This is a genomic window from Streptomyces sp. NPDC021749 (assembly GCF_040640655.1).
Taxonomy (GTDB): domain Bacteria; phylum Actinomycetota; class Actinomycetes; order Streptomycetales; family Streptomycetaceae; genus Streptomyces.
This window is the reverse complement of record NZ_JBFACE010000006.1, coordinates 106530-120466: the sequence shown is the minus strand read 5'-3', so window position 1 is coordinate 120466 and position 13937 is coordinate 106530. Positions and strand designations below refer to the sequence as shown.

General features: G+C 73.9%; 11 protein-coding genes. 5 read left to right on the top strand and 6 right to left on the bottom strand.

Features of this window, described 5'->3' with window-relative positions:
* Window positions 1–12: 12 nt before the first annotated feature.
* Complete coding sequence (locus AB0G35_RS08290) at window positions 13–1284, bottom strand: hypothetical protein (RefSeq protein WP_360945650.1); 1272 nt, start codon at window positions 1282–1284, stop codon at window positions 13–15.
* Window positions 1285–1641: 357 nt separating this feature from the next.
* Here AB0G35_RS08290 and AB0G35_RS08285 point away from each other — a divergent pair, with 357 nt between their 5' ends.
* Window positions 1642–2826 (top strand): alpha/beta hydrolase-fold protein, encoded by a 1185-nt coding sequence (locus tag AB0G35_RS08285; protein ID WP_360945647.1) that lies wholly within the window; start codon window positions 1642–1644, stop codon window positions 2824–2826.
* Window positions 2827–2904: 78 nt separating this feature from the next.
* On the opposite strand, the gene AB0G35_RS08280 is transcribed toward AB0G35_RS08285, so the two are convergent.
* On the bottom strand, window positions 2905–4674 hold the full coding sequence (locus AB0G35_RS08280) for a biotin carboxylase N-terminal domain-containing protein (protein WP_360945644.1): 1770 nt from the start codon (window positions 4672–4674) through the stop codon (window positions 2905–2907).
* Between the two features lie 475 nt (window positions 4675–5149).
* On the opposite strand from AB0G35_RS08280, the gene AB0G35_RS08275 reads away from it, so the two are divergent.
* From AB0G35_RS08275 to AB0G35_RS08260, 4 genes are all read left to right on the top strand, one after another.
* Window positions 5150–5629 (top strand): hypothetical protein, encoded by a 480-nt coding sequence (locus AB0G35_RS08275; protein WP_360945641.1) that lies wholly within the window; start codon window positions 5150–5152, stop codon window positions 5627–5629.
* Window positions 5630–5736: 107 nt separating this feature from the next.
* Window positions 5737–6708, top strand: a complete 972-nt coding sequence (locus tag AB0G35_RS08270; protein WP_360945638.1) for a serine/threonine protein kinase — start codon at window positions 5737–5739, stop codon at window positions 6706–6708.
* 7 nt (window positions 6709–6715) lie between these two features.
* A complete protein-coding gene (locus AB0G35_RS08265; RefSeq protein ID WP_360945635.1) occupies window positions 6716–8953 on the top strand; it encodes a protein kinase in 2238 nt (745 codons plus the stop codon).
* Between the two features lie 48 nt (window positions 8954–9001).
* On the top strand, window positions 9002–11134 hold the full coding sequence (locus AB0G35_RS08260) for a PQQ-binding-like beta-propeller repeat protein (protein ID WP_360945632.1): 2133 nt from the start codon (window positions 9002–9004) through the stop codon (window positions 11132–11134).
* Window positions 11135–11174: 40 nt separating this feature from the next.
* On the opposite strand, the gene AB0G35_RS08255 is transcribed toward AB0G35_RS08260, so the two are convergent.
* From AB0G35_RS08255 to AB0G35_RS08240, 4 genes are all read right to left on the bottom strand, one after another.
* A complete protein-coding gene (locus AB0G35_RS08255; protein WP_360945629.1) occupies window positions 11175–11741 on the bottom strand; it encodes a DJ-1/PfpI family protein in 567 nt (188 codons plus the stop codon).
* Window positions 11742–11798: 57 nt separating this feature from the next.
* Window positions 11799–12629, bottom strand: a complete 831-nt coding sequence (locus AB0G35_RS08250) for an MOSC N-terminal beta barrel domain-containing protein (RefSeq protein WP_360945626.1) — start codon at window positions 12627–12629, stop codon at window positions 11799–11801.
* Between the two features lie 90 nt (window positions 12630–12719).
* Window positions 12720–13247, bottom strand: coding sequence for a hypothetical protein (locus AB0G35_RS08245; protein ID WP_360945623.1), 528 nt, complete (start codon window positions 13245–13247; stop codon window positions 12720–12722).
* 49 nt (window positions 13248–13296) lie between these two features.
* Complete coding sequence (locus tag AB0G35_RS08240; RefSeq protein WP_360945620.1) at window positions 13297–13911, bottom strand: nucleoside triphosphate pyrophosphatase; 615 nt, start codon at window positions 13909–13911, stop codon at window positions 13297–13299.
* Window positions 13912–13937: the final 26 nt, after the last annotated feature.

Genomic DNA, 13937 nt, shown 5'->3' with positions numbered 1-13937 from the left:
TGCCGGGTGCGGTCAGTCCGGCCCGCTGCGGACCCGGTCTCGCAGGGACGACAGGACGAGACGGCCGTAGCGGCTGGTGAACGCGACGGCGGTGGCGAGGGCGGCGGCCCCGAGGGCGAGCAGCAAATGGCCGGGGTCGTGGTCGTCGAGCACCTGGAGGATGCCCAGGGCGGTGCTCAGCGGGAGCCCGAGGATGGTCAGTACGCCGAGGGCGCCGGCGATCTGCTGACTGTCCTGTGTCTGGACGAGCCGGGAGTAGTCGGCCGCCTCCGCGAGGATCTCCGCAAAGCGGTCCGGAAGGCGGTACTGCGCCTGGAAGGCGAGGAGCAGTTCGTTGGCCGGGCCGTGGGCGGTCAGATGCTGGCGCCAGTAGGTGCTGCGGAAACTGGCGATGCGCTGTTCCAGGGTGGCGACCCGTGGGCCGAGGTTCGGATCGTCGAAGACGCCGGACAGTGCGTCGGTGAGCTCATCGATGTGGTCCCGCTGCACCGTGCCGAGGAGTAGCGCGTCGAGGTAGATGGTGCGGTGGTGCAGGGCGGCGAAGTCGTAGAAATCGCCGTCGCCCTGGTCCGGGCGGTGCCCGAGGAAGGCCGCTCCGTGGCGGAGCACGAGTGCGCTCCAGTCGGCGGAGATCCGGACGGTGGCGTCGGTCTGGGACGCCAGGTGCTCGGGCGCCGAGGGAAAGTCGGCGTCGGTGGAGCGGGAGGCGAGCTGCCACAGCCAGCGATCGGCTGTGTCCGCCAGCCGGTCGTCATGGCGTAGGGCAGCGGTGTGCTCGGGGCCGGGGGTGAAGAAGGCCACCGTGTAGGGGCGGGCGATGGCGAACGGCGACTCAGCCGTTCTGAGCTCTGCCACTCCACTGAGCAGGGCGTGCGGGTCCAGCGGTCCGGTCAGCGGATCGTCGCCCGCCGTATGGCGGTGGCCGATGGCGCGTAGGGTATCCAGCAGCGCCGGCCCTTCGACGCTGAAGTGCAGGATCGCCAGCGCGTGCCGGTGGGAGCGGTCGGTCGCGGTGCGCAGCAGCTCCAGGCCGTGCAGGTGCAGTGGGCCGTGGGTGAGCTGCACGAAGCGGTGCCACCGGCAGGGGCGTTCCGGCGTTCCGTACAGTACCCGCGCCGCTGCCGGGGTGAAGTACGTCTGCCGGGTCTGCGCGTCGGCGCGGCGGCTGCCGAGTTCGAACGGGATGGGGCCCTCGTCCCAGGACGGGGTTGCCGGCAGGCGTACGGGGAGAACGACGGTGATGGCTTGGCGGACGCCGGTCACGGAGCAGAGTTCTGTGGTCACGCGCGCGGTGCCTCCTCCTGAACGCCATACCGGTCTGCGGCCGTGGTTCTGGGCAGGGTGATCGGGTGCCGCTGCCCGCAGGGCGAGACGCGCTCTCAGACCGGGTAGTTCCCGCGGGAGGGGAAGGGGCCCGGCCCGGGCCGGGAAGTGGCCGTCCGGCGGACCGCGCATGAAGCCCCGGCATCCCCCAGTGGTCGCGCGGGCGAACTCCTGCGGGGGCCCGCAACGCCGGGGCGTCAAGGGACATCAAACCTGGCGCAATGAGGTCTTCCGGGCCCTTCCGGAGGACCGCGGAATACGCCGTGGCGGGCCGCCGGGGGAGCGGGGCACGGCGCGGGACGTCTGGGGAAAATCGTCATGGGACTGACCAGCCGGTCGCTGTTGTACGCCATGGCCGCGGTCGCCGTGGTCTGTGTGGCGCTCACGCTCTGGCTGTGGCCGCGGTTCGCCGGGCGCGGTCCGCGGGCGATGCTGGGGCGGCTCGGTTCGATCGTGCTGACCCAGCTGGCCGTCGTCTCGGCGCTCGGGCTGGCGGTGAACGCCAACTTCCAGTTCTACGCGTCGTGGCACGAACTGCTCGGCCTGTACGACGATGCGCCGGCCGCGGTCGGCAAGTGGGGCGACGGCGGTGCGGCGGGCCCGGCCGGCGACCCGTCGAAGGGGCTGGTGCAGACGTCCGGTCCGGACGGCCTGGACAAGGTGCACGGGCTGCCGAAGGGCCGGCCGGAGCTGGTGGGCCGGGTCGAGTCGGTGCGGATCGTCGGGCGGCGGACCCGGGCGGCGGACCCGGCGTACGTCTATCTGCCGCCGCAGTACTTCCAGCCGCAGTACGCCCGCCAGCGCTTCCCCGTGATCGTCGCGCTGAGCGGCTATCCGGGCGGGACGTTCCTGCTGGGGCAGCACCTGCGGCTGCCGCAGACCGCCGCCGCGATGATCCGGTCCGGGCGGATGCAGCCGACGGTCATCGTGATGATGCGGCCCACCATCGCGCCGCCGCGCGACACCCAGTGCGTCGACGTGCCCGGCGGCCCGCAGGCCGAGACGTTCTTCGCGCGGGACGTTCCGGAGGCGCTGAAGTCGCACTACCGCGTCGGGCACGACCCGGGCGGCTGGGGCGTCCTGGGCTACTCCTCGGGCGGCAGCTGCGCGCTGCAGCTGGCCATGCGGCACGACCGTACGTACACCTCGGCGGCCGCCCTCTCGCCCGACTACAAGGTCAGCAACGACCCGACCACCGGCAACCTCTTCGGTGACGGCCGGGACCGGGCCCGGCGGCGCCAGGAGCACGATCTGGTGTGGCGGCTGCGGCATCTGCCGGCGCCGCAGGTGAACGTGCTGATCGGTACGAGCCGCACCGGTGAGAAGAACTACCCGGCCGCGCGGGACTTCCTGGCCGCGGTGCGCCCGCCGATGAAGGCGGACTCGGTCGTCCTCGACCACGGCAGCCACAACTTCGCCACCTGGCGGCGCGAACTGCCCGCCGCGCTCACCTGGATGAACGAGCAGCTGACGTTCCCGGAGGACGTGGTGGGGAACTCCTAGCGGCGGGCGGATACGCGTGAGGGGCTCCCGGCGGCGTTCGCCGGGAGCCCCTCACGCGTCGTGCGGACCGCTGCCGCGTCAGTCCTTGATCTCGCAGATCACCGCGCCGGACGTGAGCGCGGCGCCGACCTCGGCGGTCAGGCCCTTGACCGTGCCGGTGCGGTGGGCGTTGATCGGCTGCTCCATCTTCATGGCCTCCAGGACGACGACCAGTTCGCCCTCGGTGACCTGCTGGCCCTCCTCGACGGCGACCTTGACGATGGTGCCCTGCATCGGGGAGGCGAGGGCGTCGCCGGAGGCGGCGCTGCCGGCCTTCTTGGCGGCCTTGCGCTTGGGCTTGGCGCCGCCGGCGACCGCGGCCCGGGCCAGCGGCATCCCCAGCGAGGACGGCAGCGAGACCTCCAGGCGCTTGCCGCCGACCTCGACGACGACCGTCTCACGGGCGTCGGTCTCGGCCTCCTCGCCGCCGGGCGCGGCGAACGGCGGGATCTCGTTGACGAACTCGGTCTCGATCCAGCGGGTGTGGACCGTGAACGGGTCGGCGGAGCCGGTGAGTTCGGGCGCGAAGGCGGGGTCCTGGACGACCGTGCGGTGGAACGGGATGGCGGTGGCCATTCCCTCGACGGTGAACTCCGCCAGGGCGCGGGCGGCCCGCTGCAGGGCCTGCTCGCGGGTGGCGCCGGAGACGATCAGCTTGGCCAGCAGGGAGTCCCAGGCCGGGCCGATGACCGAGCCGGCCTCGACGCCGGCGTCCAGACGCACACCGGGGCCGGTCGGCGCGTCGAACCGGGTGACCGTGCCGGGCGCGGGGAGGAAGTTGCGGCCCGGGTCCTCGCCGTTGATGCGGAACTCGAAGGAGTGGCCGCGCACCGCCGGGTCGTCGTAGCCGAGCTCCTCGCCGTCGGCGATCCGGAACATCTCGCGGACCAGGTCGATACCGGTGACCTCCTCGGTGACCGGGTGCTCGACCTGGAGGCGGGTGTTGACCTCCAGGAAGGAGATGGTGCCGTCCTGGCCGACGAGGAATTCGCAGGTGCCGGCGCCCTCGTAGCCGGCCTCCTTGAGGATGGCCTTGGACGCGCGGTACAGCTCGGCGTTCTGTTCGTCCGTCAGGAACGGCGCGGGGGCCTCCTCCACCAGCTTCTGGTGACGGCGCTGGAGCGAGCAGTCACGGGTCGAGACGACGACCACGTTGCCGTGCTTGTCGGCCAGGCACTGGGTCTCGACGTGCCGCGGGCGGTCCAGGTAGCGCTCGACGAAGCACTCGCCGCGGCCGAAGGCGGCGACCGCCTCGCGCACCGCGGAGTCGTACAGCTCCGGGACCTCGTCGAGGGTGCGGGCGACCTTCAGGCCGCGGCCGCCGCCGCCGAAGGCCGCCTTGATCGCGATCGGCAGGCCGTGCTCCTTGGCGAAGGCGACGACCTCCTCCGCGCCGGAGACCGGGTCGGGGGTGCCGGCGACCAGCGGGGCGCCGGCGCGCTGGGCGATGTGCCGGGCCGCGACCTTGTCACCGAGGTCGCGGATGGCCTGCGGGGGCGGGCCGATCCAGGTCAGCCCCGCGTCGAGCACCGCCTGCGCGAACTCGGCGTTCTCGGAGAGGAAGCCGTAGCCGGGGTGGATGGCGTCCGCGCCCGAATCGGCGGCCGCAGCCAGGACCTTGGCGATGTCCAGGTAGCTGGTGGCAGGAGTGTCACCGCCCAGGGCGTACGCCTCGTCTGCCGCGCGGACGTGCAGTGCGTCCCGGTCGGGGTCGGCGTAGACAGCGACGCTGCCGATCCCCGCGTCCCGGCATGCACGGGCAACGCGAACAGCGATTTCGCCACGGTTGGCGATGAGCACCTTGCGCACGATGGGTCCTTCCTTGGCGCTTCGCCGCAACAAAGGGATGCGGCGATTTTAGGGACTGGCGACACCGCGTGCCGACCCGTTCCCTGGGGTGAGCTTTCCCACACGGAGTGTGCTCGGGGCGCCAGTGAGGGACCTAAGTCCCCTGGTATCCCAGGGTAGGCCCGGATTCCCGGGCTCCGACGCGGGACGCGGTGTGGCCTAGATCTCGAACGTTCCGCATCCAGCGGATCGTCAATTCTTTGTGGAGTCCCTACGAATGGGCGAAGGAAACTTTGCGGGCTGCTCCGTCCGCCGGGCGTGCCGGGGGCGCGGTCGGGGGGCACGGCCCGCGCAGCGTCCCGCACCCACCCGTGCAGAACCCTTGCCCCGGCTATTACCCATTAGTAGCGTGCGCGATGCCCTTCTTGGACTCCGGGCGGCGGCTGTGCGCGGCACCGGCATCGGGCCCGGCACTTGGCGGAAGTGGGTGGATGTGGTGGCGCGACGACCGGTGGCCCTGGCCGCGGCGGTGGTACTGGTCCTGGAGGCGGGCGGGATCGTGCTGCTCAACTGGATCCTGAGCATCGTCGTGGACCGGCAGCAGATGTCGCTGGCGGGCCTCGACCCGCGGGCGATGTCCGCCGGCTCCTGGATAGCCGGTGCCGTCTTCGGCCTCTATCTCCTGTTCTGCGCGGGCATCCTGCTCCGTACGGGTGTCCGCGACCGGGCCCCCGGCGGCTTCACCCGGATCGTCCTGATCAGCGCGGCGGTGGTGCACGGCATCGTCGGCGCCCTCTCCGTCGGCCTGGCCGGCTGGCCCGCGTTCCTCGCGCTGATGGTGGTGCTGTCGCTGCTGGTGCTGACGCTGGTGGCGTACGGCGAGGGGCGCGCCCCCGCGAACGGTGACCCGGCCGGCGGTCCGTCCGCCGGCGGTCCCCCGAACGGACCGCGGCCGGCGGCACCGGGCGCGCTCTGACCACCGCGAACCGCCGCCGCCCGGGCGCCCGTCGAGGCCCCGGCGGGCGCCGCGATACGCCCCGGTAGGCTCTTCGGGCGGTGTCGTCGACGGGGGATGGTGCGCGGATGCAGGCGCCGGTTGCGGGCGCGGGGGAAGAGGTGCGCGGCGGGCGGATCGGCCCGTACGCGGTGCTCCGCCGGCTGGACGACGGGACCCGCGGCATTCCCGTCCCCGAACGGCGGTTCATCGGGCGGAGCGCGGACGGCGACCGTACGGTCCTCCTCGGCGTGCCGTTGCCGGGAGCCGATCCGGTGCGCTTCCGCGCGGAGGCGGAGACCTCGCGCTATCTCCTCGGGCCCTGGTCCGCGCCGGCCGCCGAGGTCGCCGCGCCCGGCGGGTCCCCCTGGCACGCCCGCCCGTACGTTCCCGTGGTGCCGCTGCCCGGCGCGCTCGCGGTGCACGGCGGACCGCTGCCCGAGCGGACCGTACGGGCTCTCGGCGCTGCCCTGGTGGAGACCCTGGTCATCGGGCACGGGCAGGGCCTCGCGCATGCCGGGGTGTCGCCCGGGGCGGTGCTGCTGGCGGCGGACGGGCCCCGGCTCACCTGCTTCGGCGCGGTACGGGCCGCCGCCCCGGACGGCACCGCGCGCTGTGGGCTGCCCGGGCTGGAGTACGGCAGCCTGCCACCCGAACAGGCCGACGGCGGGCCCCCGCAGCCGATGGGTGACGTCTACGCCCTGGGTGCGACGCTCGTGTACGCCGCCACCGGCCATACCGTGCCGGGTCGGGGCGAACTGCCCGCCGACCTGCGGTCCGTCCTCACCGCTTGCCTGTCCCGCGATCCGGCGGCCCGGCCGCGCCCCGCCGAGCTGCTGGACGCGCTCGTGCCCCGTACGGCGGTCCCCGCCCCCGGCGGCCCGGCGGACCGGGAACCGCCCGCGGCCGTGCTCGACGCCTCCGGTGATCCGGCCGGGCGGGCCGCCGCCGCGCTCGGCCCGGGCTGGCTGCCCGGCCGGATCATCGCCGCGCTCGCCCGCCAGTCGGCCGAACTGCTCGCCGCGAACACCCCGGCCCCGCCCGCCGCACCCCAGGACTGACGCCGCCATGCCCTCCCCCCTCACGCACGACGACCCGCCCGCCCTCGGCCCGTACCGCCTCATCGCCCGGCTCGGCAGCGGCGGGATGGGCACCGTCTACCTGGGACGCTCCGCGGGCGGCCGGACCGTGGCGCTCAAGACCCTGCACGCCCGGATCGCCACGCAGACCGAGTTCCGCACCCGCTTCCGGCTGGAGTCGGACGCCGCCCGGGTGATCGGCGGCCGCCACGGCGCGCAGGTCGTCGACGCCGATCCGCTGGCCGCCACCCCCTGGATGGCCACCGAGTACGTGATCGGCCCGCCGCTCGACGAGGCGGTGGCGCTGGCCGGCCCGCTGCCCGAGGCGACGGTCCGCGCCCTTGGGGCGGCGCTGTGCGGGGCGCTCGGCCAGCTGCACCGCTCCGATGTCGTCCACCGCGACCTCAAACCGTCGAACATCATGGTCACCGCCTACGGCCCGAAGGTCATCGACTTCGGTATCGCCCGGGCACTCGGCGACGACCGGCTGACCCGTACGGGCGTCGCGGTCGGCACCCCGGCGTTCATGTCGCCGGAGCAGGCCGCCGGGCAGGAGCACACCCCGGCCGGTGACGTCTTCGCGCTCGCCGGCGTCCTGGTCTTCGCCGCCACCGGCCGCGGTCCGTTCGGCGACGGCCGGCCCGCCGACCTCCTCTACCGCGTCCACTACGCCGCACCGGACCTCACCGGCGTCCCCGTCGCCCTGGCCGCGATCCTCGGCCCCTGTCTGGCCAAGGACCCCGCCGAACGGCCGGACACGGATCGCCTCGCGGCCCAACTCCAGGACGCTTCCGGCGACTTCGCCGACACCTTCGCCGACCGGCTGCCCGCCCCCGTCCTCGCCGAGATCGGCCGCCGCGCGAACGAGGTCTGGCAGATCGTCCCCCAGCGGCTGCCGGCCCCGCCCGACCAGCCGCCGACCGTTCCGTCCGCCGCCGCACCCGCCCCGCCCGGCCCCTCCCGCCGGCGGCTGCTGATGGCCGGTGCCGGGTCCGTACTGGGCGCGGCGGGCGCCGGGGCGGGCGTGTGGGCGTGGCTGGGCGGCGGGGAACCGGAGCCGGGGCCGACGGGCCCGTACAAGAAGCCGGCGCCGGGCCCGAGCGTGAGTGCCCTCAAGAAGAAGAAGCGGGACTCGCTGTGGCAGATCCAGACCGGCGGCACGGAAAAGGAGGAGTCGCCCGAGGCGCCCTTCGTCCTCGGTGACGCGGCCGTCCTGCTCGCCCCCACGCAGATGTACCGCATCGACCCGGCGACGGGTGCGGTGAAGTGGACGGCCGACATCGACGACACCTGGCAGGTCGCCTCGGACGGCCGGAACGTCTACCGGAACGTGCGGGTCGCCCGCTACGAGCACGGCAGTGCCTTTCCGAGCCACGTCTCGCGCTACCTCGCCCGGGTGGACCTCGCCACCGGCAAGGCCGGCAGGCACCTCGCCGAGGTGACGGACGCCCAGTTCAACGGAATCGACAGCCAGTTGCTGGCGGTTTCCGGCGGCACCGCCTATCTGGCGATCTCGCTCGGTAAGGCCAAGCAGTACCCGCGCCAGAACGCCTGGGCGGTGACCGCCGCGGACCTCGGCACCGGGAACCGCCGGTGGACCGTGCCGCTGGAGTTCCGGCCGCAGAAGTCGTTCCAGGACCACTTCCTCGCGGCCAGGCTCGTCGGCAACCGGCTGCTGCTCCTGCAGGAGCGGAACGACGGCACGGTCCGGATCGTCGCCCGGGACACCCGTACCGGCAAGGTCGCCTGGGACGAGCCGTGGGACGGCATCGAACCGGACGACGCACGCCGGCCGCTCGCGGCCGACGGCAGCCACCTCTACCTGGGCAGCGGACGGCTGCGGGCGCTGCGGCTGAGCGACGGCCGGCAGGCGTGGGCGGCGCCCGCGGGGACGAGCCACGGCGTGCCGCTGCTGAAGGACGGTGTGGTGTACGCGGTGCAGGCGGGCCGCGGCCTGGTCGGTGCCGACGCCCGCAGCGGCAAGCCGCGCTGGACGGAGAAGGGCGGCGACGGGGTCCGGGCGTCCCTCACCTCCCGCCCGGTCATCGGCACCCGCTTCGCGTACACGTACCACGAGGACGAGGGTGCGCTCCGGGCGATCGACCGCTCCGCGCGCACCACCGCCCACCTCTACCAGGCCAACGGCGACCGCTTCACCGCGCTGGAGCGCGGCAAGGTGATCCTCGCGTCCGGGAAGGACTTCCTGGCCGCCTTCCCCCTCCAGTGACCTGCCCGCGCCACACCCGCCCCCCGACCCCGTAGAAGGCTTCCTCCCATGAACCCGCTCGGCACCGGCGACCCCCTTCGCCTCGGCCCGTACCGCCTCCTCGGCGTGCTCGGCGAAGGCGGTATGGGCAAGGTCTACGTCGGCCAGGACGGCACCGGGACCGTCGCCGCGGTCAAGGTGCTCCGGCCCGAACTCACCCACGAGACCAACCTCGTGCAGCGCTTCGTCCGGGAGGCGCAGGCGGCGCAGGCCGTGACGAGCAAGGGCGTGGCGCGGGTGCTGGGCGCGCAGACCGAGGGCGGCCGGCCGTGGATCGCCACCGAGTTCCTCGCCGGGCCGACCCTCGACGAGGCCGTCGAGGCGTACGGCCCGTTCGACGAACCGGCCGTCCGCGCCCTCGCCGCCTCGATCGCCCGCACGCTGGCGGACATCCACGCCACGGGCCTGATCCACCGCGACCTCAAGCCCCCGAACATCGTGCTGACCTCGACCGGCCCGCGCGTCATCGACTTCGGCATCGCCCGCCCGGAGCACGGCCTCACCCTCACCTCCACCGGGCAGATCCCGGTCACCCCCGGCTACGGTGCGCCCGAACAGGTCCTGGGCCGCCGGGTGGCACCGCCCGCCGACGTCTTCTCCCTCGGCGCGGTCCTCGTGCACGCGGCCGGCGGACGGCGGGCCTTCGACGCGAGCCACATCGCCGCGCTCCAGTACAAGGTCGTCCACGACGAACCCGACCTCACCGGCGTCCCGGAGGCACTGCGCCCGCTGCTCCTCCCCCTCCTCGCCAAGGACCCGGCCGCCCGGCCCACGCCGGCCCAGATCGCCGCGGCCCTCGCACCGCCCAAGGGCGCCGAACGGGCCTGGCGGCGCGGCAAGGTGGCGGACGCGATCAAGGAGCGGGAGACCAGGATCCGCGACCTGACCACCATGGCCGTGGCGCTCACCCCCGGTGTCCCCGGCACACCCGGCGCCCCCGGCGCCCCGAAGGCGGTGACCCGGCGCCGGCTGCTCACCGGCCTGGCCGTCGGCGGGGTGGTCGTCGCGGCGAGCGGCGGCGCGGCCGCCGCACTCTGGCCGCGTACCGAGGCCACCCCCCGGAAGAAGACCGACCTCTTCGCCTTCCCGCCGGCCGTCAAGACCCCGATGGCGCACGTCCTCAACGGCGACGACGGCGACTACCTCGTCGGCGGCTCACCGAAGCCGCTGTGGGGCCCGATCAACGTGCTCGCCGAGGACACCCCGGCACCGCTGCCCGTACGGGACGTCATCGTCGTCGGCGCGGCCGGCGGCGGCATCGCGGCGTACAACGTCGTGGACGGCAAACGCCGTTGGGCCGCGAAGGGCATCCGCGGCCAGGGCCGCTACCTCTCGCTCTCCGACCGCCTGATCGCCGCGGTCGACACCAAGGGGACGCTGCGCACCTACGTCGCCTCCACGGGCGAACCCCGCTGGACCGCCGACGCCGACGCCGACCAACTCCTGGCCGCGGACGAGGAGTCGGTCTACCTCGTCACCAAGGACCACCGGCTGCGTGCCGTCGGCCGGTCCGACGCGAAGGTCCGCTGGACGGCGCGGCCCACCGGCGACTTCCGCGGCGCCCTCACCCCGCCGGGCGTCGCCGCCGAGGGCCGGCTGGTCGTCTCCACCGACAAGGGCGACGTCCTGGCGTTCGCCACCTCTGACGGTCACCGGGTCTGGAAGCTGGACAAGCAGGGGGACGGGGAGCTCCGGCCGGCGGTGCACGGCTCGGCCGTCTACCTGGGCGGCACCACCCTCACGGCCCGGAGACTGGCCGACGGCAAGGAGCTGTGGAAGGTCGAGGCGCGGGATGCGGCCTGGCACAAACACCAGGACTGGGGGCCCGCGACCCCGTACGACGGCGATCTGCTCTACGCGACGCACGGGAACTGGGCCCGCAAGATCAAGCGCAGCGACGGTAGCAAGATCATGGAATGCCGTGGCACGGCCGACCTCAGCCGCCCGGTGCTCGTCCAGGGGAGCGGCGTGTGGTTCATCGACGAGGACATCTGGAACCAGGTCAACGCGGTGGACCAGGAGACCGGCTATCCCGTCTGGTCCTACAAGCTGCCCACGGCGGACCGCCGCTGGCTGGCGGCCGACGGCAACCGCGTCTTCGTCATGAACGGCACGTCGCTGTACGCCCTGCCGGTGTTCTGACGCCCCGGGGCGCCGACCGGCTCCCCGGGGCGTCGGCCGGTCACCCCTTCACCGGCGCATGCTCCCGCAGCACCTCCATGAAGGCGCGCATCCATTCCGGGTGGTCGTTCCAGGCGCGGGCGGAGACGATCTTGCCGTCGACCACTGCGGAGGCGTCGACGAAGGTGCCGCCGCCGAGGTCCACGTCGGGGGCGCAGGCGGGGTAGGCGGCGGTGCGGCGGTTCTTGAGGACGCCGAGGGGGGCCAGGGTGATGGCCGCGTGGCAGATGTGGGCGACGGGCTTGTCGGCGTCGAAGAAGTGGGTGACGACGCGGCGGAAGTCGGTGTCGTTGCGGAGGTATTCGGGGGCCCGGCCGCCGGGGAGGACCAGCGCGGCGTACTCGGCCGGGTCGACCTCCGACAGGGCCACGTCGGACGGCCAGGAGTGGCCCTCGCGTTCGACGTAGGTGTCGAAGTCCTCGACGAAGTCGTGCACGACGAACCGCAGCTTCTTGCGGGACGGGGCCGCGACGTGGACCTCGTAGCCCTCCTCCAGCAGCCGCTGGTACGGGTAGAAGAACTCCAGGTCTTCGGTGGCGTCACCGGCGACGAGCAGGATCCGGGGCATCAGCGCACTCCTTGGGTGGACGGACCCGGGCCGGTCGGGCCGACCGGGCTTATCGGGTCAATCGGTTCCCCACGACGTGACGTGGAATGCGTCGCCGACCGTCACCTTTCCGGTGGCCGTCACGGAGAACTTCGCGCCGAAGGCGACGCCGCCCTCGGGCATCCGGCGGTAACCGGCGAGGGTGCGCAGGGGCTCGGGGCCCGCCTTGGTGCCGGTCGCCGGGTCGACGAGGGTGACCGCGCAGCGGATGGCGAGCTTGGTGAAGCCCAGTTCGCCGCCGCCGACCGTGACCCGCCGGGCGCGGTCCTCGGTCTGCGGGGCGTCCCAGCCGTCCACCACGATGTTGGGGCGGAAGCGCGTCATCGGGACCGGTGCGCGGCCGGCCGCGGTGATACGGGAGTTGAGGTCGTCGAGGGAGGCGCGGGAGAGGACGTGGACGGCGCTGGAGTCGGCGAAGCCGGAGGTGCCGGGGGTGAGGCCGTCGGTGACCCGGTCGTGCTCCGGCGGGACGCGGACGAGCCGGCTGGGCGCGCCGAGGACCTCGGACAGCCACCCGGCGACCGCCTCGCCCTGGTCGACGGCGCGGTAGGGCGCGCCGAACATCGTGACGTCCGCCCTGGCGGGCGAGGCGGTGCCGTCCTCGATGCGGCAGTGCAGCGGCCCGGTGCCCGGGGCGGAGAGGGTGAGCCGGGTGCCGTCGGCGCTGATCTCCGGGCGGATCACCGCCAGTTGGGGGTCGGTGCGCTGGCTGCGGAAGACGCCGTCCGCACCGACGACCAGGAAGCTGCGGTCATGGGCGAGCCCGGCCTCGGTGAGCTCCGCTTCGTCCGCCGGCACACCGGCGCAGCCCTTGACGGGGTAGCTGATCAGTTCGACGACAGTTGCCATGGGGGCAGAGTAGAGGCCGAACCGCCGCCGGGGGGGCGGATATCCGCCCGGGGACGCCCCCGGTCGCACCCCGTCCCCCGGCCGCCCGCGTTACGCCGGGAGCCGGGCCGCCCGGCGGCGTACCGCGTGGCCCTGCACGCCGTACGTCACGCACAGGTAGAGGTAGAGCGTCGAGAAGCCCAGCAGGCCGGCCGCCGCGGTGTGGTCGATCCACTGCGCCATGCCGGCGTGCAGGGCGGCGGACACCAGCCACAGTGCGGTGGTGATCAGCGTGCCCTTGCGCAGGGCGCCGCGTTCCGGGTCGTGCCAGACGCGTACGGTCGTCGCCCGGACGAGGCCGAGCGGCACTCCGAGGGCGAGGGTGGCGACGACCAGGGCGGCGGTCGCCGGCGTCAGCGGGTGTTCCTCGACGACCGAGGCGACGCCTAAGGACAGCGCGGCCACGCCCAGGACGCCGAGGACGGCCGGGCCGATCAGGGACGCCCTGGGCCGCACCGGACGCGTCCGCAGCTGGCGGCGGATGATCACGGCGACGACGAGCAGCCCGATGAGCAGGCCGACGTTGTGGTTGAGCGCGGTGTGGGCCGTCGCGGCATGCGCCGGCGCGTGGTGGTTCATGATCCCCCCGTTTGAGTTGTTCCCCTGGTCGAGCCGCCTGCCCGGCGGCTCAGGTCCACAAGTCGGTGATCGCCACGTCCAGTTCGGCCAGCAGGCGGCGCAGCAGCGGCAGGGACAGGCCGATGACGTTGCCGGGGTCGCCGTCGATGCCGTCGATGAAGGGTGCCGAGCGGCCGTCGAGGGTGAAGGCACCGGCGACGAAGAGCGGCTCTTCGCTCGCGACGTAGGCGGCGATCTCGGCGTCGGTCGGCTCGCCGAAACGGACCGTGGTCGAGGCCGTGGCGGAGACCCGGCGGCCGCCCGCCGCGGTGTCGATGACGCAGTGGCCGGTCTGCAGCACGCCGGACCGGCCGCGCATCGACTTCCAGCGGGCGGTGGCGTCCTCCGCGTCGGCCGGCTTGCCGAGCGGCCGGCCGTCCAGCTCCAGGACCGAGTCGCAGCCCACGACCAGCGCACCGGCCGCATCCGGGCGGGCGGCGACCGCGGCGGCCTTGGCCTCGGCCAGGATGCGGGCCAGCTCGGCGGGGCTGTCGGCGGTGAGCGCGTCCTCGTCGACGCCGCTGACGATGACCTCCGGCGCCAGCCCGGCCTGGCGCAGCAGGCCCAGCCGGGCGGGTGACTGGGAGGCGAGGACGAGACGGCGGGGGCGCGGCTGTTCGGTCATGCCCGCCATCGTACGGAGCCGGGACC